The sequence below is a fragment of the Sporosarcina aquimarina genome (assembly GCF_023715615.1).
GTDB lineage: Bacteria > Bacillota > Bacilli > Bacillales_A > Planococcaceae > Sporosarcina > Sporosarcina aquimarina_A.
Window position 1 is genome coordinate 16,763 of the sequence record NZ_JAMBOM010000003.1, and the last position, 24,048, is coordinate 40,810.

18 protein-coding genes are annotated in these 24,048 nt (G+C 42.2%); 6 read left to right on the forward strand and 12 right to left on the reverse strand.

The genetic code is table 11. The features are described 5' to 3' along the window. Positions 1-28: 28 nt before the first annotated feature. The 3 genes from M3197_RS09585 to M3197_RS09595 all read right to left on the reverse strand — a co-directional run bounded on the left by M3197_RS09585 (position 29) and on the right by M3197_RS09595 (position 5,106). The gene (locus M3197_RS09585) at positions 29-649 is read right to left on the reverse strand and encodes a tyrosine-type recombinase/integrase (RefSeq protein ID WP_432813992.1); all 621 of its coding nucleotides are present in this window, start codon (positions 647-649) and stop codon (positions 29-31) included. A gap of 295 nt (positions 650-944) precedes the next feature. Next, positions 945-3,200, reverse strand: coding sequence for a PAS domain-containing sensor histidine kinase (locus M3197_RS09590; protein ID WP_251661087.1), 2,256 nt, complete (start codon positions 3,198-3,200; stop codon positions 945-947). A gap of 334 nt (positions 3,201-3,534) precedes the next feature. Further along, positions 3,535-5,106 (reverse strand): amidohydrolase, encoded by a 1,572-nt coding sequence (locus M3197_RS09595; RefSeq protein WP_251661089.1) that lies wholly within the window; start codon positions 5,104-5,106, stop codon positions 3,535-3,537. Between the two features lie 97 nt (positions 5,107-5,203). On the opposite strand from M3197_RS09595, the gene M3197_RS09600 reads away from it, so the two are divergent. The 6 genes from M3197_RS09600 (at position 5,204) to pstA (ending at position 13,309) form a co-directional block, all read left to right on the forward strand. Then, positions 5,204-5,644 (forward strand): YtoQ family protein, encoded by a 441-nt coding sequence (locus tag M3197_RS09600; protein ID WP_251661090.1) that lies wholly within the window; start codon positions 5,204-5,206, stop codon positions 5,642-5,644. A 92-nt stretch (positions 5,645-5,736) separates the two neighbouring features. Next, positions 5,737-6,549: a phosphate ABC transporter ATP-binding protein PstB gene (gene pstB / locus M3197_RS09605; RefSeq protein ID WP_251661092.1), complete on the forward strand. Its 813-nt coding sequence runs from the start codon at positions 5,737-5,739 to the stop codon at positions 6,547-6,549. A gap of 171 nt (positions 6,550-6,720) precedes the next feature. After that, positions 6,721-9,501, forward strand: a complete 2,781-nt coding sequence (locus tag M3197_RS09610; protein WP_251661094.1) for an ATP-binding protein — start codon at positions 6,721-6,723, stop codon at positions 9,499-9,501. Positions 9,502-10,461: 960 nt separating this feature from the next. Continuing rightward, positions 10,462-11,427, forward strand: a complete 966-nt coding sequence (locus tag M3197_RS09615) for a PstS family phosphate ABC transporter substrate-binding protein (protein WP_251661638.1) — start codon at positions 10,462-10,464, stop codon at positions 11,425-11,427. A 39-nt stretch (positions 11,428-11,466) separates the two neighbouring features. Continuing rightward, complete coding sequence (pstC, locus tag M3197_RS09620; RefSeq protein ID WP_251661097.1) at positions 11,467-12,423, forward strand: phosphate ABC transporter permease subunit PstC; 957 nt, start codon at positions 11,467-11,469, stop codon at positions 12,421-12,423. Position 12,424: 1 nt separating this feature from the next. Then, a complete protein-coding gene (gene pstA / locus M3197_RS09625; protein WP_251661099.1) occupies positions 12,425-13,309 on the forward strand; it encodes a phosphate ABC transporter permease PstA in 885 nt (294 codons plus the stop codon). A gap of 49 nt (positions 13,310-13,358) precedes the next feature. On the opposite strand, the gene M3197_RS09630 is transcribed toward pstA, so the two are convergent. The 9 genes from M3197_RS09630 to M3197_RS09670 form a co-directional block, all read right to left on the reverse strand. After that, on the reverse strand, positions 13,359-13,733 hold the full coding sequence (locus tag M3197_RS09630) for a response regulator transcription factor (protein WP_251661101.1): 375 nt from the start codon (positions 13,731-13,733) through the stop codon (positions 13,359-13,361). A gap of 31 nt (positions 13,734-13,764) precedes the next feature. Then, positions 13,765-15,366: a diguanylate cyclase gene (locus tag M3197_RS09635; RefSeq protein WP_251661103.1), complete on the reverse strand. Its 1,602-nt coding sequence runs from the start codon at positions 15,364-15,366 to the stop codon at positions 13,765-13,767. A 119-nt stretch (positions 15,367-15,485) separates the two neighbouring features. Continuing rightward, a complete protein-coding gene (gene glmM / locus M3197_RS09640) occupies positions 15,486-16,835 on the reverse strand; it encodes a phosphoglucosamine mutase (RefSeq protein ID WP_251661105.1) in 1,350 nt (449 codons plus the stop codon). A gap of 38 nt (positions 16,836-16,873) precedes the next feature. Next, complete coding sequence (locus tag M3197_RS09645; protein WP_251661107.1) at positions 16,874-18,235, reverse strand: CdaR family protein; 1,362 nt, start codon at positions 18,233-18,235, stop codon at positions 16,874-16,876. After that, positions 18,228-19,067, reverse strand: a complete 840-nt coding sequence (cdaA, locus tag M3197_RS09650; protein ID WP_285851292.1) for a diadenylate cyclase CdaA — start codon at positions 19,065-19,067, stop codon at positions 18,228-18,230. Before cdaA ends, M3197_RS09645 begins: the two co-directional genes overlap by 8 nt. Before the next feature lie 142 nt (positions 19,068-19,209). Next, entirely contained in the window at positions 19,210-19,851 is a 642-nt protein-coding gene (locus tag M3197_RS09655; protein WP_251661111.1) for an anti-sigma factor family protein, read from the reverse strand. A gap of 11 nt (positions 19,852-19,862) precedes the next feature. After that, positions 19,863-20,426, reverse strand: coding sequence for an RNA polymerase sigma factor SigW (gene sigW / locus M3197_RS09660; protein WP_251661114.1), 564 nt, complete (start codon positions 20,424-20,426; stop codon positions 19,863-19,865). A 207-nt stretch (positions 20,427-20,633) separates the two neighbouring features. Next, positions 20,634-21,542: an arginase gene (rocF, locus tag M3197_RS09665; protein WP_251661116.1), complete on the reverse strand. Its 909-nt coding sequence runs from the start codon at positions 21,540-21,542 to the stop codon at positions 20,634-20,636. 89 nt (positions 21,543-21,631) lie between these two features. Next, entirely contained in the window at positions 21,632-23,740 is a 2,109-nt protein-coding gene (locus M3197_RS09670; RefSeq protein WP_251661118.1) for a sensor domain-containing protein, read from the reverse strand. Between the last annotated feature and the right edge of the window lie 308 nt (positions 23,741-24,048).

The following is a 24,048-nucleotide window of genomic DNA, read 5'->3' on the forward strand; positions in this document are numbered from 1 at the left end:
TTTTTATGTTCGCTCGACCTGATAGTTGCTATACGTACCTTAACGAATCTATACTCATTTGCTTAATCGGATTACGCTCTGTGGCAAACAAGCAAGGATCCTCGTCCTTCCGTTCCTCTAAATACCTTTTTAACCAAATGGCACACCGCAGATTGAAATACACTTCCCTCTCTCGATCCCCTTTGCCGTGGACAATGACTGAGTTTCCGGTGAAGTCAATATCTTCCCGGTTCAATTTTTCCACTTCACCGATCCGGCAGCCCGTGGAATAGAAAAACTCAAACAACGCATTCTCTCTGGATGTTTGACAACTTTCGCGAAGATGTTCAATTTCATGTTTGGTTAGGAATCTGGGAACACGCTTTTCTATTTTGGGTTCTTTCAACTTTGAAGCTGGATTTTTCACTATAAATCCTTCCTCATGGGTCCATCTAAATAGAGATTTTACAAATCGTATACGGTGTCCCGAACTGGATGGTTTCAACTGCTCAGCTGCTTCTCCTAAATACTGTTTCAAGTTATCGGTTGTGATCTCTCTTATGTTGACATCACCCAAATAGCGCGTTAACAAATCATATTGGTACCCGTATGTTTTTAATGTTAGAGGTGAATAACCTTCAATTCTTTTATCGGATTGGTATTTTCGCACGCATCCGATAGTAACATCGTAACCACGCTCCCTTATTATGAATTAGGTATGAATGTGTTTGAGCTGAATAGCAAACAAACCATTTCGTTTCGGCAGCTCTTTATTTAATCATTAATTTCGATCATGATCCCCTCACTCCTTGAGCTTTGTCCAAAGTTGCTGCACTACCCAAGGCTTAAAAAAGGTACCTGCGTGAGAAACTCTCATGGATGTTTAAGCATTCACATGATTGTTTCTCACTCAGGTACGCTTTCAATTACTTCATTAAGATCAAATCTCTTAACACATCTTACTTTTATAAATAGATATCCGAAAACTCATATTTTATTAACTCATCTCTATCCATGTTGCTACTATGAACCTGATTACTAGTTCCATTCTCTAGTTTCTTAATAGGAAGTTCTATTGTAAATGTACTCCCTTCATCTAACGTACTCTCTACACGTATACTGCCTCCATGTAGCTCTGCCAAAGATTTAGCTATGGGTAATCCCAGTCCCGTACCTTCAGCTATGCGATTTAAATTTCGATTCAATTGTGTAAATTTCTCAAAGATCGCATCTACATTCTCTTGATCGATTCCGATGCCTTCATCAGTTACAGAGATACTTACAGTATGCTTGTCTTTTTTCACTAGCCCTATTAATATCGCTTCTCCTGGTAGCGAGAATTTAATTGCATTCGAAATCAGGTTAAGTAAAATCCTATCAAATTTATAAACATCCACTGCCATAATTAGTTCCTCAATATCCGGGTCAAATATGATTTTGATGCCTTTCGATTTCGTGTATTCTGAAACGGATTCCACAATATCATCTATAATCCCCACGACATTATAAGTAGATAAATTTAATTCATGCAGTCCGGATTCTATTTTGGAAATATCCAATATATTATTTATGAGTCTGGTCAGTCTATAACAATTTCCTATTGTGCTTTTATTAATAGTTAAAATATCTTCTCTGTAGTCTTCTAAAGAATCATTTTCCAAATATAAATTTAATAATTGAGCGCCACTGAATATTACAGTTAATGGAGTCTTTAGTTCATGAGAGGTGTTGATGAACAGTTCTTCTTGAGATTTAAGAAGCTTTGCCATCGTTTTGTTAGCTAGTTCTTCATCTGATATATCGATTCCTAAAGCAATTATCTTTTCTACTTCATTATTTTGATTGATAATAGGCTGAAAAATTGTTTTCGTATGATTTGTTACCCCATCTTGAGTAAACTCTAATTTATGCAGATATGAGGATTTATTTACAATAGATTTATTGATATCTTGAAGCAATTCCTCTAGATCTTCGGCTCTATAGTAATTAAAAAAGTTCTTCCCAATTATATCCGACTCTGTTTTTATTTCTGGCCATTCTTCTTTAAAGGCTTGAAATGAAAACTGATTGAGATAATTTATTTTATAGTCTTTGTGAGAGAATGATGCATAGAACATAGAAATCTTTTCTACACTTTCTTGCAACGCAGTATATTCTTCAAATTTAAAACCCGGTTCACCATTTTTATAAATCAGAACGCCACCCTCTATATTCCCTTGCTCATCGTAGATAGGTGTCCCATCACATTCATAGTAAGTTGTCGGAAGTTCACTTGCTCCAATTACCATATGTTTAGTTAGTTTTTCTCCTCTTAACACTCTTTGTTCTGCAATGTCTTCAAACGATAATTTCTCTCCTTTTGTATCAATCATTGCAAAAGCATTATATACCTGTTTGCTGTTTACTGTATCTATATCTGGGATACATGGAGCTAAAACTTGCTTGCTCACTTTATTTATATACGTATACTCTCCGTCTTTGTCTAAAATATTTACCCCATCTGACATATTGTCCAAAATGAATTTCATTTCTCTTTTTTGCTTTCTGAGAAGTTTGCTTTCTCGAGTATTTTCCGTAACGTCATAAAAAGAAGTTATTAAATACTGTTTTGTTCCATCTCCAGAAATCATTTTTACATTTATATCCCAATAAGTAGTTGCTCCTTCAGAGCCGCGTGACTCCACTTCAAATTCATGAAAGGAAGTCCCTCGTTTAAGTAAATCTAAAATATTTGTTGAGAATGATGGACATTTGCCTATTGGATCGTCAGAAGCTATATCCATTAAGTGCAATGTCGGGATGTAGTTTTCATCATGGCTAAGCAGAATACAATCCGGATAGCTAAATATTGCTGTACATCCATTTTTATTCGTTTCGTCGCCGCAAAAGTTAGTTAACAAGAATTCTAGCGCCAAATTCTTTTGTTCTTCAAAGTGATACACTTTATGGTCTTCATTATCTAAACTATCAAAGCTAACTTTAACTTCTAATGGCACGTTATCGCTATTAAAAATATGAAGACAATAGATATCTTTAATATCCTGGAACGCTATCTGATGTTCGGATTTGAGTAATTGGTCTAATTCTTCAAGAGATTTCCCTATCAATTCACACTCTTTGTAGCCAGTTAAGTGTAAAAAGCTTTCACTTACCCTATAAATTATATTGTCTTTCGTATAAAGAAGTGGATTTTCTGTTATTCTCTCTATGCCTTTTGCCATAATGAATCACCTGCATGTTCTATTTTTATTTTCGGGGACAATTATTAGTGGAACCTAGTTATATTCATCCTTCACATAGAAGACGAATGAAAACCAAGGAGGAAATAGGTCAAATTGATGGTGTATCTGGTTTATCACATTATTACTAGCTATATTTTCATTGAAAATAAATCATGTACGTTTGCTGAATAAAATAATCCATCCTCCCAATCATAACACTTATATGTGAATTATCGAACTACTTTCCAAAAACTAAACAATAAAAGAAAACTTCTAATCCCATTTTCTAGATGTAGGATTAGAAGTTCAGATTCCACTATAAATTTACGTTTTACTAACCTTTATACATAATCTCTCCCGCCACAACCGTCATAACGGTTTTCGCTTTCAGCATGTCTTCACTGTCTACTGTCAGCAAATCGCGATCTAAAATCGTGAAGTCGGCGTCAAATCCTTTTGCAATTTTGCCACGGCTGTCCGTTTTATTCATGGTTGCCGCACTACCGGAAGTAAATAGAGCGACAGATTCGTAACGACTCAGCTTCTCATCTGGAAGATAGCCTTCATGCGTTTCTCCTGGCTTCCGACGGGTTGCAGCTGCATAGATTCCGAGCAGCGGGTCTACCTCTTCGACAGGAGCATCCGAGCCTCCTCCGCAAATGAATCCTCGATCGAGCAACTTTCTCCATGCGTATGCCCAGTCCATCCGTTCTTCACCGAGGCGGTCTTTGGCCCAAGGGAAGTCAGATGATACAAACACTGGCTGAATGTCGAGGATGATTGGCAGTTTCTCCATACGATCGACTAATTCGTCACTTAGTACGTTGACGTGGATGATACGGTCTCTTTTTCCTACTGCAGGTGGGTATACTTCAATTACATCAAGTAATTTTTCCAACGCTTTGTCACCGATTGTATGAACTGCGACCGCTTCTCCATATTTCCTTGCAATCTTGACGTTTTCTCGGATTTCTTCATCTGTCAGCACGGCCATCCCTGAATTTCCTGGGTCATCGGAATACGGTTTGCTCAGAAGAGCGGTTCTTCCACCTAGCGCCCCATCGATGAAGAATTTCATCTCTCCCCCATGAATCCAAGGTTCATCATACGTTGCTTCATCTTCCATCAGTAATTGAAAGACTGTCGAACGTCGTAGCAGATGTGCTCGGAATTTCAACTTGTCCTCACCGATCACATTCCTAAATGCCTGGAGCGGGTTACGGTAGTCTTCATAATAACCAAGGTCATCCGTCACAGCACCTGTGATTCCACGAGCCAGCAAGTCTTTAACGGACGCCTGCAACGCACGTGTGAGTGCCGCTTCGTCTGGCACCGGAATGACTGCTTCTACTAGATCCGCAGCACCTTCAAGTAGTAGCCCTGTTGCGTCTCCTGACTCATCCCTCACAATCGTACCGTTGCCTGGATCAGGCGTGTCTTTCGTAATCCCCGCCAGTTCTAATGCTTTCGAATTGGCAAGCGCAACGTGACGACATGTGCGTTTCAAAAACATGGGAGACGTACTAATTGCGTCCAACTCTGAACGAGTCACAATCCGACGGTCTAAGAAGTTATTTTCGTTCCATCCGTCCGCTTTGAACCACTCACTTGCCGGATGATCTGCATTGGCTTCTTTCAGTCTGCTAAGCATATCTTCTGCAGAATTCACATATGACAGATCCAATTGCAACAATCGACTACCGTGGCCGATCATATGCATATGGCTATCTATGAATCCGGGATACATGACTGCTCCTTGCAAATCGACTTCATTATTTGCTTGCGTTCGTAAACTATCGAAGGTTCCTACATCAAGAACTGTCCCGTCTTCAGTTAATACAGCTTCTACTGTCTCTCCTTCTTTTTGCATCGTGTAAATCATGCCGTTATGCCAGATTGTTTTCATATCCCCATCGCTCCCTTTTTCCTTAGTGTACTCGCCCCGACAATTTGAGGCAATATTCTGCTACAATGAAAACACTAGAATTGAGGAGGAGATTTAAATGGAATTATCGGTATACTTAGCAGGTGAAATACACAGTTCGTGGCGTGAGGAAATCAAAGAAAAAGCAGCTGCGCTTCGTTTACCCGTCACATTTTATGGCCCAATGGAAGACCACGACCGTTCGGACAATATTGGAGAGGAAATTCTCGGGAAGCAACACGATGCTATCGCAAAGGATGCTGCAGCCTCTAGTTTCAATAATTTGCGGACCGAACTGCTTCTTAAGAAATGTGACCTTGTCATCGCGTTTTTCGGTGAAAAATATAAGCAATGGAATACTGCAATGGATGCAAGTACTGCAGTCGCACTCAACAAGCCGTTGATTTTAATACGTCCTTATGAGCATCACCACGCGCTCAAGGAACTATCTAGAAAAGCACATGCGACGGTAGAAACACCGGATCAGGCACTGAAAGCGCTCAAATATATTTTCGAGTGATCCATCTTTACACAATCTTTACACTACCTTCATACCCCCTCAACACTCCTTCGCTATACTGATGAAGAAGTTACGAGAAAGGGGCAGCGAGCATGACTACTTTGACAAATTACCGACCAGCCACTCGGTTGCGGGTCGTTGCACGAACCGAAGCGCCCAAACCGATTTTTACAACGGAAGATTTAAACGTTTGGTATGGAACCACTCATGCACTAAAAAATATCGATCTAACGATTTATGAAAACGAAGTGACTGCAATCATCGGTCCTTCAGGGTGTGGAAAATCCACCTATTTAAAAACGTTGAACAGAATGGTTGAGACCGACCCTGCTGTAAGGATTGCTGGTACCGCCAAGTTTAAAGAAACAGATCTTTTACATGCAACCGTGGAACGTCTTCGATCCGAGGTGGGGATGGTGTTCCAAAAGCCAAACCCATTCCCGAAATCGATTTACGACAATGTCGCCTATGGACCTAAGCTGCATGGCATCCGTAAAAAGGCCATGTTGGACGAAATCGTAGAGAACAGTCTGAAGAAAGCCGCTCTTTGGGATGAAGTGAAAGACCGTCTGTCCTCCAGTGCATTCGGACTCTCTGGTGGACAACAGCAACGACTCTGCATCGCACGTTCACTTGCGATTGAACCTTCTGTTTTGCTCATGGACGAACCCACTTCTGCATTAGACCCAGTGTCGACCAACAAAGTGGAAGAATTGATCCGCGAGTTGAAGAAAGATGTCTCCATTGTCATTGTGACGCACAATATGCAGCAAGCTGCACGGATTTCAGATCGTACCGCCTTCTTCTTGCACGGGGAAGTAGTGGAATACGATCGAACTGAAACGATTTTCGAGCGACCATCCAGCCATTTGACGGATGATTATGTAAACGGACGTTTTGGTTGAACTATAAACGGGCTGTTCCCTTCTTACTATAGGGGAATAGCCTGTTTTTTTCTTTTTCCATGACAATAGAAAAAACTACTACGCTCAATTTACTAGCGTGATAGAATAGGAGTATCAAATTAAAAGATAATGAGGTGTACCGTGCCTAGAAAGAGCATTCGTACCTATTATATGAGAATTAGTGCATCGCTCTCGATTGGATTATTACTGTTACTTGGAGCCGCATATTTCTATAGCACCTCCATGTTTGAACAACGGAGTGAAAAGCTAGTTGCACAAACTGAAAAAGCAAAAATAATTAGCGAACTCTCCGACAGCATCACTGATCTCTTTTTTCGAACCCGTGGATTCTACGCGTTCAAACTCGAACATGAACTGAAATTGGCTCATAAAGAAATTCGTAATATTGATGAGTTAAACAACAGATTGAACGCGATTGAGTTAACAGAGAAAGAACAACAATTTACCAATGAAATCAAAGGATTCGTTTCTAATTTCGAAAAGGTTATTCTTCCACAAGCCGTAGAATTAGTAGACAACGATGACTACGAAGGCTTGCGTGAGTTATCTGGTGCCGGGACAAATCTTTCAGTCAATCAGTTTATCAAGTATGCAGACCAGTACGAACAACAGGCAAAAGATGATCGTGATGAATTTTATCAAAAATCCGAAGAGCAGTTGAATCAGCTCTATCTAGCCATTCTACTTGTAGGAATTGTTGTGCTCCTGTTCTTGGTGTTCTTCAGTTGGCGCGTCGTCAGTAAGCTCATCTCTCCGATTGAATCCATGACGACTGCGACTGAACGTTATATGTCCGATCAAGACGTGAATTATGAACCCGAAATCCGGGAAGATGAGCTTGGCTCACTTTCCCGTTCGTTTGCTGGAATGATGGAAACGATACAAGTGAAGGAACAAGAATTACTGGCTCAAAACGAAGAACTCTTGTCCCAACAAGAAGAGCTACTCTCTCAGCAGGATGAATTATTCATCCAGAAGAAACAACTCGAAAGTGCTCTAACAGAAGCGCGAAATTCAAAAATACGGTTAGAACGCTATAACGGATTGAGCCATCAACTCTCGTTTTCAGATGATGCGAAAGGGATTGCCACTTCAACCCTTACCTACTTAGATACACTGTTTTTGATTGACCAAGGAATGATCTATCTGCCTTCGACTAATCAGCATGTGTTACAAGGCTTCTCAGAAGAAGCATTTGCTAACTATCCTGATGAGCTTGCACAAACAGCTCTTGAACGTTTAAAGACGGAACCCTCCTTCCAAGTTGAGCGTGTATTGGAAGATGGCTCAATCGCTTATGATTTTTACGCTGCACCACACGTTATCGGTCAAACTTTTAAAGCACTGTTCGTCCTTAGTAGTTCATCACGCGAATTTTCAGCAGAAGATCAGGCGGATCTATTCGCACTTGCGAGTCGTGTCTCGTTTGCAATTGACCGAATCGATCAACATGAACTCATCAGTAAGGAGCGGCAATTGAACCGTACGATACTTGATAATCTGGAAGAAGGCATTCAGTTCATCTCTATGGAAGGCTCCCCTGTTCAAGTGAACCAGGCGTTATCTATTTTAATCGACCAGCCTTCTGAAACGGTTTCTCAGCAAGACTGGAAAGAGCGAATGGCTGAACTTTCTACTAACCCAGAGGCGCTCACTAGCTTTATTAATGCATCTCTAGAAGACGAAACTTCTGGACTCGCAGAGACAATCTATACGGTTAAAGGGTCTGAAGCGAAAGTGATTTCGCTCTATGGGTCTCCTGTGCATTATGAAGGACAGCGGATTGGCACTCTGTTTGTCCACAGGGATATTACACAAGCATTTGAAGTTGATAAAATGAAGACAGAACTCGTCTCAACGGTTAGCCATGAACTACGTACCCCTCTCTCAAGTATTCTTGGATTCACCGAGTTGCTTATCGGCAAAGAAATGGATAGTGCAAGGCGCTCCCGTTATCTTGATGCAATTTATAAAGAAGCAAAACGTCTGACCTCTCTGATCAATGACTTTTTGGATGTGCAACGCATGGAGTCCGGGAACCAGGAATACACGATGCAAGAAGTAGACATTGTAGACATCGCACAGCAGACCATTCAGAACTTCCCTGCGCAGGATCATCATTCGATTGTATTACAAGTGAATGATGAACAAACTCGTTGCATGGTGGATCCTGATCGCCTTGTTCAAGTTTTCACGAATTTACTCAGCAATGCCATTAAATTCTCTCCAGATGGTGGAGATGTACGTGTGACACTTGCTCAACAAGGGAATCATTTAAAAGTCACCGTCCAGGACGAAGGAATCGGCATCCCGGCAGATGAATTGAAGCATATGTTTGAAAAATTCTATCGATTTGACAATACGTATAGAAGAAAAATCGGTGGCACCGGACTGGGTCTTGCGATCTGCCGAAAGATTATCGAAAAACATGGTGGAGAAATAACAGTGGAGTCTGAGGAAAACGTGGGCACGGCAGTCAGCTTTACCATCCCTTTAAAACCTGCCCCGGCACGTTTGCCCGAGCGCTCTGAATTACCCGCCATCGTAGTTGTGGAAGATGATCCAAGCATCGCTCTGTTGTTAGAAGAAGAGTTGAAAGCACATGAATATGAAGTATTCCATTTTCACGACGTCGTGAGTTCATTCGATTATGCGAAAAAACATCAGCCAGACTGTATGGTTATCGACTTAATGCTTCAAGAGGAGCTTACCGGTTGGGATTTAATTGGCATGTTGAAGGGCGACGCCGAGACGCGGCAAATCCCAATCATTATTTCTTCAGCGCTAGAACGCGAAGAAGAGTTGACCCGCAAATTTGGAATCAATCATTATATGACGAAGCCTTATCCACTTCGTACACTTTCTGAAACCGTCGCTGAAACGCTGAAAGTAGATGACGGGCGAATTTTATATCCTACGAGTGATGAGTGACATGAGCCACTGAGTGAGCAGGAAGTTTCCTGCTTCGCTCGGAGGCTTTTTTGATTGGGGGTTGGCGTGGAAACGGGCGGGTTGGCTTCGGATACGAGCGGAGTGGACGCGGATACGGGCGGGTTCTCTGACGTAACTTGCGGGTTGGGCGCGAAAACGGGCGGGTTCTCTGACGATACGAACGTGTTAGGCGTGGATACGAGCGGGTTCTCTGACGATACGAGCGGGTTAGGCGTGGATACGGGCGGGTTCTCCGACGTAACGAGCGGGGTGAACTCGGAAACGAGCGGGTTCTCCGACGATACGAGCGGGTTAGGCGCGAAAACGGGCGGGTTCTCCGACGTAACGAGCGGGTTGGACACGGATACGGGCGGGTTCTCCGACGTAACGAGCGGGTTAGGCGTGGATACGAGCGGGTTCTCTGACGATACGAGCGGGTTCTCCGACGATACGAGCGGGTTGGGCGCGGATACGAGCGGGTTCTCTGACGATACGAGCGGGTTGGGCGCGAAAACGGGCGGGTTCTCTGACGTAACGAGAGGGTTAGGCGTGGATACGACCGGGTTCTCCGACGATACAAGCGGGTTGGACGCGGATACGAGCGGGTTCTCTGACGTAACGAGCGGGTTGGGCGCGAAAACGGGCGGGTTCTCCGACGTAACGAGCGGGTTGAACTCGGAAACGAGCGGGTTGGACGCGGATACGAGCGGGTTCTCCGACGATACGAGCGGGTTGAGCGCGAAAACGGGCGGGTTCTCTGACGATACGAGCGGGTTGGGCGCGAAAACGGGCGGGTTCTCCGACGTAACGAGCGGGTTGGACGCGGATACGAGCGGGTTCTCCACCCTCCCCTCATCTTTACACAGTCTTTACACTTCTCCCATACTGCCTTTACACTCCATCCCTATACTAAAAGTTGAAAGGCACACAAAACATAAACAAAGGGGAGAACATTCATTGATTAAATCCATTCAAAAAACCATTCTAATCGGAGTGGCGGCTCTCGCACTTACTGCTTGTAGCGCAAAGGACGAGGAAAGTGGTACTGCTTCTGCAACTGCATCTTCGGAGCTTGAAGGAAGTGTTCTGATCGATGGCTCTGGAACGGTTTATCCGCTCATGGCGAAACTCGCTGAAAACTACATGTTGGATGAACAAGAAGGCGTCTCTGTAGAAGTAAGTCGCGCTGGCACGAGTGCTGGTTTCAAGAAATTTCTTGTAGAAGACGGAACAGATTTCAATGATGCTTCTCGTACTATAAAAGATGAAGAAACTCAAGCTGCAGAGGATGCGGGTATTGACGTGAAAGAACTCAAACTCGCACTAGACGGTCTTACGTTCGTCGTCAATAAAGATAACGATTGGGTAGACCAACTGACACCTGAACAACTTATAAGTATTTTCACAGCAGATGGGAAGGTAACAAAATGGTCGGATCTAGATCCTTCTTGGCCTGACGAAGAGATCAAAGCAATGGGGCCGAACGAAAACCACGGAACTTACGAATTCTTCTATGAAAAAGTGTTAGAAGAACAAGATCTAAAGTCTTCAGTTAACTTGCAACAAGATTATTCGACACTCGTTACACTCGTATCAGACGATAAAAACGGTATTGCATTTTTCGGATTTGGCTATTACGCAGGTAACCAAGAGAAACTAAAAGCTGTTCCTGTAGATTTCGGGAATGGACCTGTAGAACCTTCACTTGAAACCATCGCAGAAGATGGAGACTATGCAGATTTCACACGTCCGGTGTTTACTTATTTGAATGTCGGACACGCAAAAGAGAAGCCTCAAGTACTTGATTACGCAAAATATGTTCTGGAAAATGCAAATAAGATGGCTGGCGAAACTGGGTTTGCACCGATTCCAGAAGCTGAGAGTAAAGAGAACCTGGACTTCCTGAATTCACTCGGTGATAAGTAAGACATCGCCACTCATCGTAGAAAAGGAGGATGAGAGGTTATGACATCTCCATTCCAAGCAAGCTCAAATAGTAGTAGCGGCATCCGTGACCTCATCCGTCACAATCAGGACAAGAAGTCGTTCAGAAAAACAATTGAAGTCTGGATTCCAAGATTTCTGTTCCTGCTCGCTTTCTTATCTGTTCTAACGACGCTAGGTATTCTCATTATTTTATTGACCGAGACTATTGAGTTTTTTAAAACTGTGCCGGTACTTGACTTCTTCACTGGAACTGTGCTGAAACCACTAAGCCAAACACCCGCCTTTGGTATACTTCCCCTAGTGATGGGGACACTCGTCTCCTCTGGGATTGCGATCTTGGTGGCGGGTCCAATCGGTCTCATGGCAGCAATCTATTTAAGTGAATATGCTTCACGTCGGGTACGAAGCGTCCTGAAGCCTGCACTGGAATTGCTTGCAGGTGTGCCGACCATCGTCTATGGGTTCTTTGCTTTCACATTCGTTACTCCATTGCTTCGACAATGGATACCTAGCTTAGAAGCTACAAATATTTTGAGCCCTGGCTTGGTAATGGGTGTCATGATCATTCCGATGATTGCATCGCTTTCAGAGGACGCGATGCGTTCTGTCCCTCAGGCTATGCGTGAAGGTTCGGCAGCACTCGGTTCTACCAAATTGGAAACAGCCTTGAAAGTGGTTGTACCGGCTGCACTATCCGGCATCATCGCTTCCTTTGTACTTGGGATTTCGCGTGCACTTGGTGAAACGATGATCGTCGCGATTGCAAGCGGCAGTTCTAAAAACTTCACGTTCGACATTACAGAGTCTATGCAAACAATGACCGCCTATATCGTAGAAGTTACAAGCGGAGATGCAGCAGCGGGTTCCACAGTTTACTATAGCTTGTACGCAGTCGCGATGACGTTATTTGCGACGACGTTACTGATGAACTTGCTAGCTGGGAAAATCGCGCGTAAGTTCAGGGAGGTGTATTAATATGCTTCATACACGACAATCGCCAAATTCATCTAGAATTCGTTTCCGTCTTCTCGCAGACCGCTCAGCCAAAATAGTCTTTGGAGCTGCTGCTCTGTTTGGAATTGTCATCATGGGCATCTTGTTAGTTCGAATTACTACCGAAGGCTTGAGTTGGGTGTCACTCGATTTTCTAACAGGACGTTTTTCCACTTCACCTGAACGAGCTGGGATTATGGGCGCCGTGCTTGGTACTTTTTGGTTGCTAGCTGTTGTTGTTCCTGTAACAATGCTGATTGGAATTGGTTCAGCTGTATACTTAGAACTCTATTCAAAGAATGGTAAAATCCGAACGTTTATTCAAACCAATATCGGGAATCTTGCAGGTGTCCCATCGATTGTCTTCGGAATTCTTGGATTGACAGTATTTGTGAGAGCACTCGGATTTGGGAGTGTCGTACTCGCTGGAGGGCTTACCTTATCGTTGCTCATTCTCCCTATCGTTATTGTTTCTGCACAAGAAGCACTTCGGTCTGTTCCACATCAGCTCGGAGATGCGTCCTACGCATTAGGTGCTTCCAAATGGCAAACCATTCAATCCGTTATTTTGCCAGTCGCTTTACCAACAATTTTGACAGGTGCAATTTTAGCTCTTTCAAGAGCTATTGGAGAAACAGCACCGCTTGTTGTCCTAGGAATACCTGCATTACTCATTCCATTCCCAGGTGGTATCTTAGATCGTTTCACGGTCTTGCCGATGCAAATCTACTACTGGACATTGGACGCGGCACTGGTTGCAGACTATGCGCACTTAGCTGCAGCCGCTAGTATTGTGTTGCTCATCAGTCTATTTCTATTGAATGGCTCTGCTATTTACTTGCGGAACAAATACACGATTAAAGCGTGAAGACGCAAAACGCTAGCTCCCTATTAAGGAGCTAGCGTTTTTGTTTGTCTTACACAGTTTCTTCCAATACTTGTGTTACCAGCGCAACAAGTTCAGAAGGGCTAAATGGTTTAGGCATGAAATAGTCTGCTCCAAAATGAGCAGCTAAGTCACGATCTGATTGCTGAGCTTTTGCTGTCAGCATAATTATCGGGATTCCTAGTTGAAGTGGTTGTAAGCGTTCTAACACCTCTGGCCCTGTTAATTTTGGCATCATGTAATCAAGAAGGATGACATCGTATTGACCAGTTGCCGCTTTGTCAAAACCTTCTTGACCATCTTGCGCTTCTTCCACAGCATACCCTTCAAAAGAAAGCGTATCAGCAATCAGCATTCTTAAAATCTCTTCATCGTCGACCACTAGTATCTTCTTGCCTTCTTCCATGAGCGATCCTCCTGGTCTAGTCAAATTTGTATTAAAACATTCTAGATGATAAATTTTGGATACGAGATAGAATTTCGTTTTTTTGGAAAGGCTTCATCAGATAATCGTCTGCGCCTAGCCAAAGTGCAGACTTAATGTCTTCTTCACTCGTGCGGGCAGTCATCATTGAAACTAAGACATTATTTGTATTCGGTCTTCGCTTTAGTCGTTCCAATACTTCCAGTCCATCCATTCCAGGCATGATGCCGTCCAAAAGGATAATGAAGTTGGTATCCGGATCATACCAATCCGCTGCTAGAAATGATATGCCATCCTCAAACAACTTCACAGATAACTCAATGTCAGGTGAAATCCATTCACTCAGTTCTTCTTCTAACATCGTCCGGATAAGAAGGTCATCATCGACAATGATGACTTGAAGTTTACGCTTTACTTGGACTATACTCTTATCAAAAATCACACTCCGATTTCGCCCAGTGCGTTTTGCTTGATAGAGCGCTTGGTCTGCTTCAATAAGAAGCATTTCCAATTTACCTTCATATTCTGCGATTCCTGCTGAAAACGTAACAGAAAATGAGCGATCTCCTTCTTTGAACATAAGCTTATTGAAGGACTCATGTAACCGTTCTACAAAGGTATTTGCTTCTTCCGTGCCACCCGTAACGAGCATGACAAATTCTTCCCCTCCATAGCGGAAGATATAGTCGGTTTCCCTTTTTTCTTCGAGGGCGATTCTGCTAAAAGCTTTCAGAACTTCATCTCCTGTAGGATGTCCATATGTATCATTTACACTTTTAAAATGATCTAAGTCCATCATCACAACGGAGAATGGCAAGCCAGAACGTTGTGAGAGTCTTTCACAGTATTTCAGCATCTCATCTAACCGTTTACGATTGCCTACACCGGTCAACCCGTCTGTCGTAATGGATTGGCTGATTGCTTTTTGTAATTTATCCCGATTAAATATAAAAGGTACAAACAGATCCAGCTCAAATGGCTTTCTTATAAAATCCATTACTCCTGCTTCATACGCTTGGCTAATCACTTCATTGGAGTGGTTACTGCTCATTAAGATGGAAATTACATGTCGATCACTTGCAGTATCGCAGATGCTTTTATAGACTTCCAACCCCGTCATATCCGGTAGTTGTAAGTCAATCATCACCATATTCGGCTGCATATCGTAAAATTGCTGTATACCGCGCTTACCATTCATGGCAACAAGAACTTGCGCACCGAGCTGTTCCAACAATTCTTTTACAAACGTCACGAACTCTAAATCGTCATCTATAAGTAAAATGAAGGTCTCTTGATCAAAATGATTCGTATATAAGTCTGGCAATACGATATCCTGTCTTTGCTTTTTGTTGCCATTAACTAGTAAACGAATGTTTTTCTTAAAATTCTTTAAAGACGAGACTGGAATACCTGCTTCATCATCTGGAGACAAAATTTCTAAATGTGCACTGCAAAATTCTGCTAGATCATGAAGTCCGATTGTTCCAGCTGTTCCTTTCAATGTATGAAGAAACGCATAGAGTTCGGACTCATTCACCATCTTTTTAGTTTCCCATTTTGTGAAAGATTCCTCAGTTTTTCCAGCTAACAGTTTACGATACTTTTCGTAGTCCACACCTACACCCCCGTTCCCTACTACAATCGTCCTTATCCCCTGAACATATTTGCTTTGATAATTTTGAAAAGAACTGAAGTCCTTTAAATCTAGGAACTTCAGTTCTTCATCCATTTACGTCAGTCTAATCCCATCTCTTGAGTGACCACATTGACTATTCGAGTGCTATAACTTTCACACGCTTCTGTTGTTGGTGCTTCTACCATCACACGAACTAATGGTTCTGTTCCAGAAGGTCGCACGAGAACCCGTCCTTCCCCACCCATTTCTACTTCCACTTCGTTGATAATCGCAGCGACTTTTGCATTATCCGTTACTGCATGTTTATCCGTCACTCGGATATTCACAAGCTTTTGAGGATAAATGGTCATCCCACTCGTCAACTCAGACAACTTCTTACCTGTTCGTTTCATAATATTTACAAGCTGGAGTCCAGTGATAAGACCGTCTCCCGTTGTATTGTAGTCCAGCAAAACAATATGTCCTGACTGTTCGCCGCCAAGATTATAATTGCCTTTACGCATTTCTTCTACAACATAACGGTCACCTACCGCTGTTTGGGCACTTTTTATCCCTTGTTCTTCCAATGCTTTGTAGAATCCAAGATTACTCATAACAGTAGAAACAATCGTATCTGAATTCAACGCGCCTTTTGAATGTAGATAACTGCCGATGACATACATGATTTGGTCTCCATCTACAATCGTTCCCGTTTCATCGACTGCGATTAGACGGTCTCCGTCACCATCAAACGCAAGTCCAATTTGTGCATTTTTCTCAAGGACAAGTTTAGCGAGTTCTTCAGGGTGAGTCGAGCCAACCCCATCATTAATGTTTAATCCATTTGGTGAAGCTCCCATGGTAGTTAGGTCGGCTTCTAAATCCGCAAACACGTGTGTTGCAATCGTAGATGTTGCACCGTGTGCGCAATCGAGGACAACGTGCATGCCTTCAAAATCACCGTCTATTGTTTGTTTTAAATACTGATTATATTTTTGACAGCCTTCGAAGTATTCTGTAATGGTTCCTACATCGCCACCTGTTGGACGAGGTAACGTGTCTGTTTCAGCATTTAAAAGCTGCTCTATTTCAGATTCAAGATCATCCGACAGCTTAAAGCCATCCGCTCCAAAGAATTTAATACCATTATCTTCGACTGGATTATGTGAAGCTGAAATCATAACACCCGCTTGAGCATTCATTGCTCTCGTTAAATAAGCGACTCCTGGCGTACTGATTACGCCGAGTGTCATGACTTCGACTCCTGTTGACAAAAGCCCAGCGATTAACGCACTCTCTAACATTTGACCAGAAATACGAGTATCTTTTCCAACAAGAACACGTGCTACTTCTGTTGAATGTTGCGTGAGGACGTGACCACCGAAACGACCTAGCTTAAATGCCAATTCTGGAGTCAATTCTGCATTTGCAACGCCTCTTACACCATCCGTACCGAAATACTTAGTCATTTTCATTCTCCCTTTCGATCCTATCCATTCTGCGTATTTTACGCTTGTTCAACCATTAATGTAATATCTTTAAAGTTAACTTCATACTGAACATTCGATGGTACCTGCACAAAAATCGGCAGAACGTGATCACCGACATGGTTCACACTTTTGGCTTCTGCAAACACCGTAACATCCGATTCAGTAAGTGCATCGATCACTTTTTCTTCGCCCGTTACCGTAACTGCTGCTACCCCATCCGAAGGCTTTACCATTCTTCCTTTAAAACTCTTGTCTAGACCATGTATTCCAATTTCTATCCCAGTGAATTTACGAGTCTTCTTAGTGACGGTGGTAGGTTCCTGTCCATCTGTAGAAGGTTGTTCTGTTGCAACATCTGAGTTGCTAGATTCTCCAGAAGATGGTACTTTTGCCTCGTCATCGGACTTATCGCCATCTGCACTATCCTTTTCTGCCTCTGGTGATACTTTGACGTCAATATTGACATTTACTTTGTCAACGGACATTTTGACAACACCTTTTGGTTTTGGCAATTCAATTGATTGCTTCCCGCTTCCGGTAAGCTCACTCACATCAACATCTACGTTCAGCTGATCGATAGCATCTACCGTTTTACGTGGACCATATAAGGTCACCATTTTTTCATCAGATGTTAAGGAGTTGACAGTAATCCCTTCTTTTGTTTTCCCTTTTTGCTTAACGGAAATCGGTACCTCTTTATGATACGCTTCTACATCCACTTTTACAGTGACTTCTTCTGGTTCAATCAAAACATTCAATTTGTTCAAATCCCGATCTAGCACTCGAACTCTTCCTTTTTGCTCAAACGATTTGTTGATTTCATTGTCACCAGTTACAGAAACTTTTACAAAACTGATGGAATCCACAACGCTTTTGGCACCTGTTACTTCAATTGTGGATGGATCCACTTCCATTTTCACCAGTTCATAATCATCTGCCAGTAACTTATCGTTCATTTCCGGATCCACTCTAAACGATTGTGTGATTTTCTCTTCAATATCTACGTCAATTGTTGCTGGGTCCAATTTGACTTTGATTTTATCTGAAATATTTTCTGATTGAATTTGAACCGTATGGCTTCCCATCGGCATACTTCGCAAGTCAACTTTCAAAGTAAAATCTTTCAGTAGCTTTGTAGTTTGCACTAAATTTGTCGGTCCTGAAATAGTCATATTAACAGTTTCAGGAACTCCCGTGACTACGAGGTTCTCGTTGTCGTAGTATACTTCAACAGGAACATCACGAATGATATCCATTGAATCTCCTACATTTGCAAGAGATTTTTTTTCCTCATCCGCACGTACAGAAAAGAAGAGAGATAGTGCAAGTGCGAGGGCCGTTAATCGCAGAAACCAAGGACTATCCATAAATTTATCCATTTTTTCTCTTCCCCCATTTCCAAATGGAGTTGACAGCACTAACAGCAGCAGTGTCTCCGAACCAAGCGAGACGTACAATCCGTTCAAATTCTTCCATCGAAACATTACGATTAATATCGCCGTCCGTTGTCACACTAACTGCACCGGTTTCTTCGGAAACAATAATGGTGAACGCATCGGTCACTTCACTAATTCCAAGCGCTGCTCGGTGCCGAGTTCCTAACTCTTTAGAGATGAACGGGCTTTCCGATAATGGTAAATAGCAGGCTGCTGCTGCAATTTTGTTTTTTTGAACAATGACTGCGCCATCATGCAGTGGTGTGTTTGGAATGAAAATATTAATGAGCAATTCTGATGAAATATCAGAATTCATGGTGATACCGGTTTCAATATATTCACTTAATCCCGTCTCTTTTTCCACTGTAATGAGAGCTCCGATTCGTCGTTTCGCCATATAACTCACTGATTTAGTAAATGCACTAATCAGACGGTCTCGCTCTTCTTCCTCCTGCATTTGTGTCCGAGCAAACAGTCGACCTCGGCCAAGTTGTTCCAGCGCACGGCGCAACTCAGGTTGGAAAATAATAATTACCGCTAAGAAACCAAATGTCAGGACTTGTTCTACCATCCATTTCAGGGTGTCTAGACCGAGCAACTCAGTCAAAATCCGGACGATTAAAATAACGAAGATCCCTTTTAACAGCTGTACAGCTTTTGTACCTTTGATAATTGTGATGAGTTTATACACAACAAACCAAACGAGAAGCACATCCAAAATGGCTTTCAAGACTTCAACTGCATTCATATTTGTAACGATTCCCCAATCAGGCATGCGCTTCCCCTACCTTTGTAGACAAATTTTCACTTATTTAAGTATACCATATAGCATTCTTAACATGCTGTACTTAGACGGGAAAATCGATTTCCAAGTTCCCGCTCCTACTGAAAAAGCGACCGGCAAAATTGCGCGGCGCTTACTCAGTGTCTTGATTTTCAGTTTTGTCAGGGGTTAGACCTTTGAATGCGGTTTTCATCTTATACCAAAGCCAGTCAAATAGTTCATCGATTTCTTCAATATTCCCTGTAACCACGGCAGTGGAGGCCATATACTTCTCACCCCTGATGACAGTTACATTTCCATCAACCTGTCCCTCAATACGTAAATCCCCGTTCTTTACTACGAGGTCGCCCTTGATCACTTCGCCTTCAGGGACGACGACAGTATCTCCTTCAATTACGAGGTTCGGTTGCATCGTCACCGAAAATTGTTCGTTTGTATTGTAACTTGAAAAGAGTGCTGCACTCATTAGAATGAGAAATAGCGCTGCTGCGGACAACATTGGATGCTTGCGTAACCAGCGATTTACACCCTTCTTCTTTTTTTGCTGTGTACTTTGAGGTAATCGCGCCATGACTCCTTCAGTAAATCCGACCGGTGCTTGCATCGGATCTGCAAGTTCAAGGAGCGCAACCGCATCACTTAATTCATCGAATAGCTTTTGGCACTCTTCGCACGTAGCGAGATGCTCATTTAATACCTGTTCGTGTTCAGGAGCTATTTCTCCATCCAGGTATTCGTGCATATATTGGACAACTTCATTCGGACAGTTAGTCATCCTTACCCCTCCTACATTGTACCTATCTGTTTTCGTAAAGCATCTCGCCCTCGATGCACACGCGTTTTCACGGTGCCTAGCGGAAGATCTAATATGTCGGCGATCTCTTGGAGTGGCAGTTCTTCCATATACCTAAGCGTTATGACTGAACGATACTTTTCAGGCAAACGTCCAATCTCGTATTGAACACGTTCTTGTGTCTCCATACGTTCGACTTCCTCTTCAGGCAGATCTTCAGCGGCTGCAATTTGTGAGTACATATCGAGCCCTTCCGTCCCAGGAACTTGCGCATCCAAAGAATAATCAGGCTTTTTTTTCCGGATTCTATCAATGCATAGGTTCGTCGCAATTCGAAAAATCCACGTCGAGAATTTACGCTTTTGGTCAAACGTATGCAAATTTGTATACGCCCGAACAAAAGCCTCCTGCGCAATATCTTGTGCCTCCTCCCGACTTCCGAGCATCCGATAACAGACATGATATAAGCGGTTCTGGAAAAGCAGTACAATCTCTTCAAAAGAATCTTGATTCCCTTTCAGCACTTCACTTATTCGTTTATTGATCAACTCATCCAAAGACTCTCATCCTCCGCTTCTGCTGCGGCTGTCCCTTCTATACGGATGAAGGGGTCTACAGGTTTCATTTAAATCTAAATTCATTTTACCAAATTGCAAAAAATATTTCCTTACTTTCTACGATACACCAAAAAATAAGAGACACACATTGATTGTATGCCTCTTTTACACTCATTTATTAGCTTCAAATCGTGAAAGTAATTATTTTTAGAGAAGTTTTTCACCGAACAAAGAACCGATTAATCCAACTGCTACATCGGCAGTTGCATTTTTATCATCCAAAATTGGATTGACTTCTACGAACTCCGCAGAAGTGACTAATCCTGAATCTTGAAGCATCTCCATTGCTAAATGACTTTCACGATAACTGATGCCACCTGGAACCGGCGTGCCAACACCAGGTGTATAAAGCGGATCCAATCCATCCAAGTCCAGTGACAAATGGAGTCCATCAATATTTTTAGATGTTAAGTAGTCAATTGCTTGATTCATGACAGACGTCATCCCATCACGATCGATTTCGTGCATCGTGAACACGTTAATCCCCAATTCCTTAATCACTTTGCGTTCACCAGGATCGACAGAACGCGCTCCTATGATTACGACGTTCTCAGGTTTAATTTTACGACCTTCTTTATAGATGTTTACAAGTCGATCGTGCCCCATTCCAAGGCTCACCGCAAGAGGCATCCCATGGATATTACCTGAAGGAGATGTTTCCTCTGTATTGATATCAGCGTGTGCATCATACCAGATGACACCAAGATTATTGTATTTCTCTGATAGTCCTGCAAGTGTACCAATCGCCATGCTATGATCGCCGCCAAAAATAAGCGGGAATTGTCCAGTCTTCGTCAACTCAGCAACACGTTCCGCAAGATCCGTGCAAGCATTTGTAACTTCATCAAGGTTTTTTAAGCCATCTAACTCCTGTCCAACGCGCTCTCCTGTTGGAACAGCAATATCTCCTGTATCTGTCACGAGATGGCCAATTGCTTCAAGACGAGACACTGCACCTGCGTAACGAATTGCACTTGGTCCCATATCTACGCCTCTTCGGCTCTGTCCGTAGTCAAGCGGAACGCCTACCATTGAAATGTTTAAGTTCTTCTCCATGTCTATTTTCCCCCTGAAGTTTTCTTTATATGACATTTCTATTGTATCCGCTTCTTTCTAATGGCTCAACCGAGCAATATACTGAATATTTATTCAGCATTTTTACTTGATTTCGTAAATTTTTCAAGTAATTCACAGATTTCCGCGGCTGGAATGGGACGGCTATAAAAATAACCTTGTCCCTCTCTGCAACCGAGTTGTCTGACAATATCTGCTTGTTGAGCATTTTCAATTCCTTCTGCTATGACATTCATTCCAGCGGTGTCGGCCATTGTAACAATCGCTTTTATGATTGCACGACTATTTTCACTCGTTTCAATATCGCGAACAAAAGACATATCAATCTTCAATGTTTCCGCAGGGAATTCCTTTATATAACTGAACGAGCTAAACCCTGTTCCAAAATCATCTATGGATACAACAAACCCAAGATCACGCAATTGCCTAAGTGACGAACTCATTTCCAAACGATCAGCAAACGCACTCTCTGTCACTTCCAATTCAATATATGCAGGGTCAAGAGCCGTCTTCTCCAGTAGTGAGCGAACAAAAGGAATGAGATCTGGACTCTCTAATTGAACTGCCGATAGGTTGACCGCTACTGTTATAGGCAATGAACAGACAGTCTGAAGTTCCTTTGCTTTTTTAAACGCTTCTTCTAATATCCATTCTCCAAGAGGAATGATAATTTTCGTTTCTTCTGCCAAACCAATGAATTTGTCGGGAGGAATTCGTCCAAGATCAGGGTGTTGCCATCTAACTAGCGCTTCAAATCCGACGATCACTTCTTTATCCAGATTAACTTTGGGCTGATATTCCAATAGAAAATGTTCCTCTTTGACACTTTTCCGAAGCTCGTTTTCTAAGATAATCCGGTCTAACGATTTTGAATACATATCAGGAACAAAAATTGCGCTACCCGAACCACCTTGTCCTTTTACATACTGCATTGCTTGCTGTGTCGTTGTAATCCACCCTGGTACTTCCGTCGCATGGATAGGGTACACTGACAGTCCACAGCTTACGGAAGGGTTATATAATTGACCCGCCACTTCAACAGGTGCTTCTATTATTTTCTGTAATAAACAGGTCCACTCAAATAGTTCTTCCGGGGACTTTTTACTTTTCATTACAAAAGCAAATTCATCTCCAGCCGTTCTCCCACACAATGCCCCATCCAGATGGAAAGCCAGACGCTCTGCAATTTTCTTAATAATTTCATCGCCCCGGTCGTGTCCAAACGTTTCATTGGCATAACGCAATTTGTCAATGTTGAGGTGGACTAATCCAAGCAATTCATCCGTATTTTTCACTCGCTCGATTTCAACAAACAACTCTTTCAAAAAGGATCTTCGATTTAATAGTCCAGTTAGTTGATCGAGAGAGGCTAAGTCCAGAATGAGTTTTTCTTGTTGTTTTACAGCTGTATTATCATGTATGACCAAAACGCTGAATCCAACGTATTCCCCTTCAGTTGTAATACGCGACAAACTACCACTCATTTGCATAATGCAGTTTTGATTTACTTTCAAATGGAATTCCACTGATACCTCATGCACATGTGTCTGATTGATCCGATGAAGAGCGTCCTTTAAATTGTCTAGATCCTCACTTACCATCGCCTTCAAAACATCCGGATTTGACCCGCCGATTAATTTTTCAATCGAAGGAGATTGGTAGTGAATTCTGCCTTTTGCATCTACGACAGCAATATAGTCACCCGAGTTTTCTGTAATCAGCCGATATAACTCAGCTTGTTTTCTTAAAGTTACTTCTATGCTTTTCTTTTCAGTTATGTCATGTCGAATGGAAATATATTGGTTCGGAATTCCTTTTTCATTTAGGAAAGGAACAATCGTGGTATCCACCCAATAATGAGAACCATCTTTAGCGCGATTGCAGATTTCTCCTCGCCAAATTCTTCCTTGACCAATTGTCTTCCACATTTCTTTAAAAAATGATTTTGGATGAAATCCTGAATTAACGATGCGTTGATTTGCCCCTATGAGCTCATCTTGAGAGTACTGTGAGAGGTTTGAGAAAAACTCATTTGCATAAATAATTTCACCTGTTTTATCCGTAATTGCTACTATTGCAGAATTATCTATGGCATATACGATATCGTTCAACAACTGTGAGACCTCTAATTGTGGTTGACGTTGAACTAAATTATGAATCATATCCTGATGGTTCGTCATGTGACACCTCTTTCATCCAGGAACTGCTTGGAACCTGTGAGTATTCCTAATAATAGGTAGAAGACAAAAAAACCCTTTCCGTTAAGCTAGGAAGGGACGAGGACGTTCTATTATAAATATCGGTTCATTTTTATCACTTTTTAAAAGATCATTTTTTCGAATTATTTCAAGAGTATCATCATATAGTAACTAGGATTCTCAATTTTTTTCAATTGCTCCAAATACCTTACGGTATTTCTCGCAAAAATTTTTAAAACGAAGTTTTTATGTGTAATCCTAGTATCTGTTGCAAGTTTTATATATGGTTT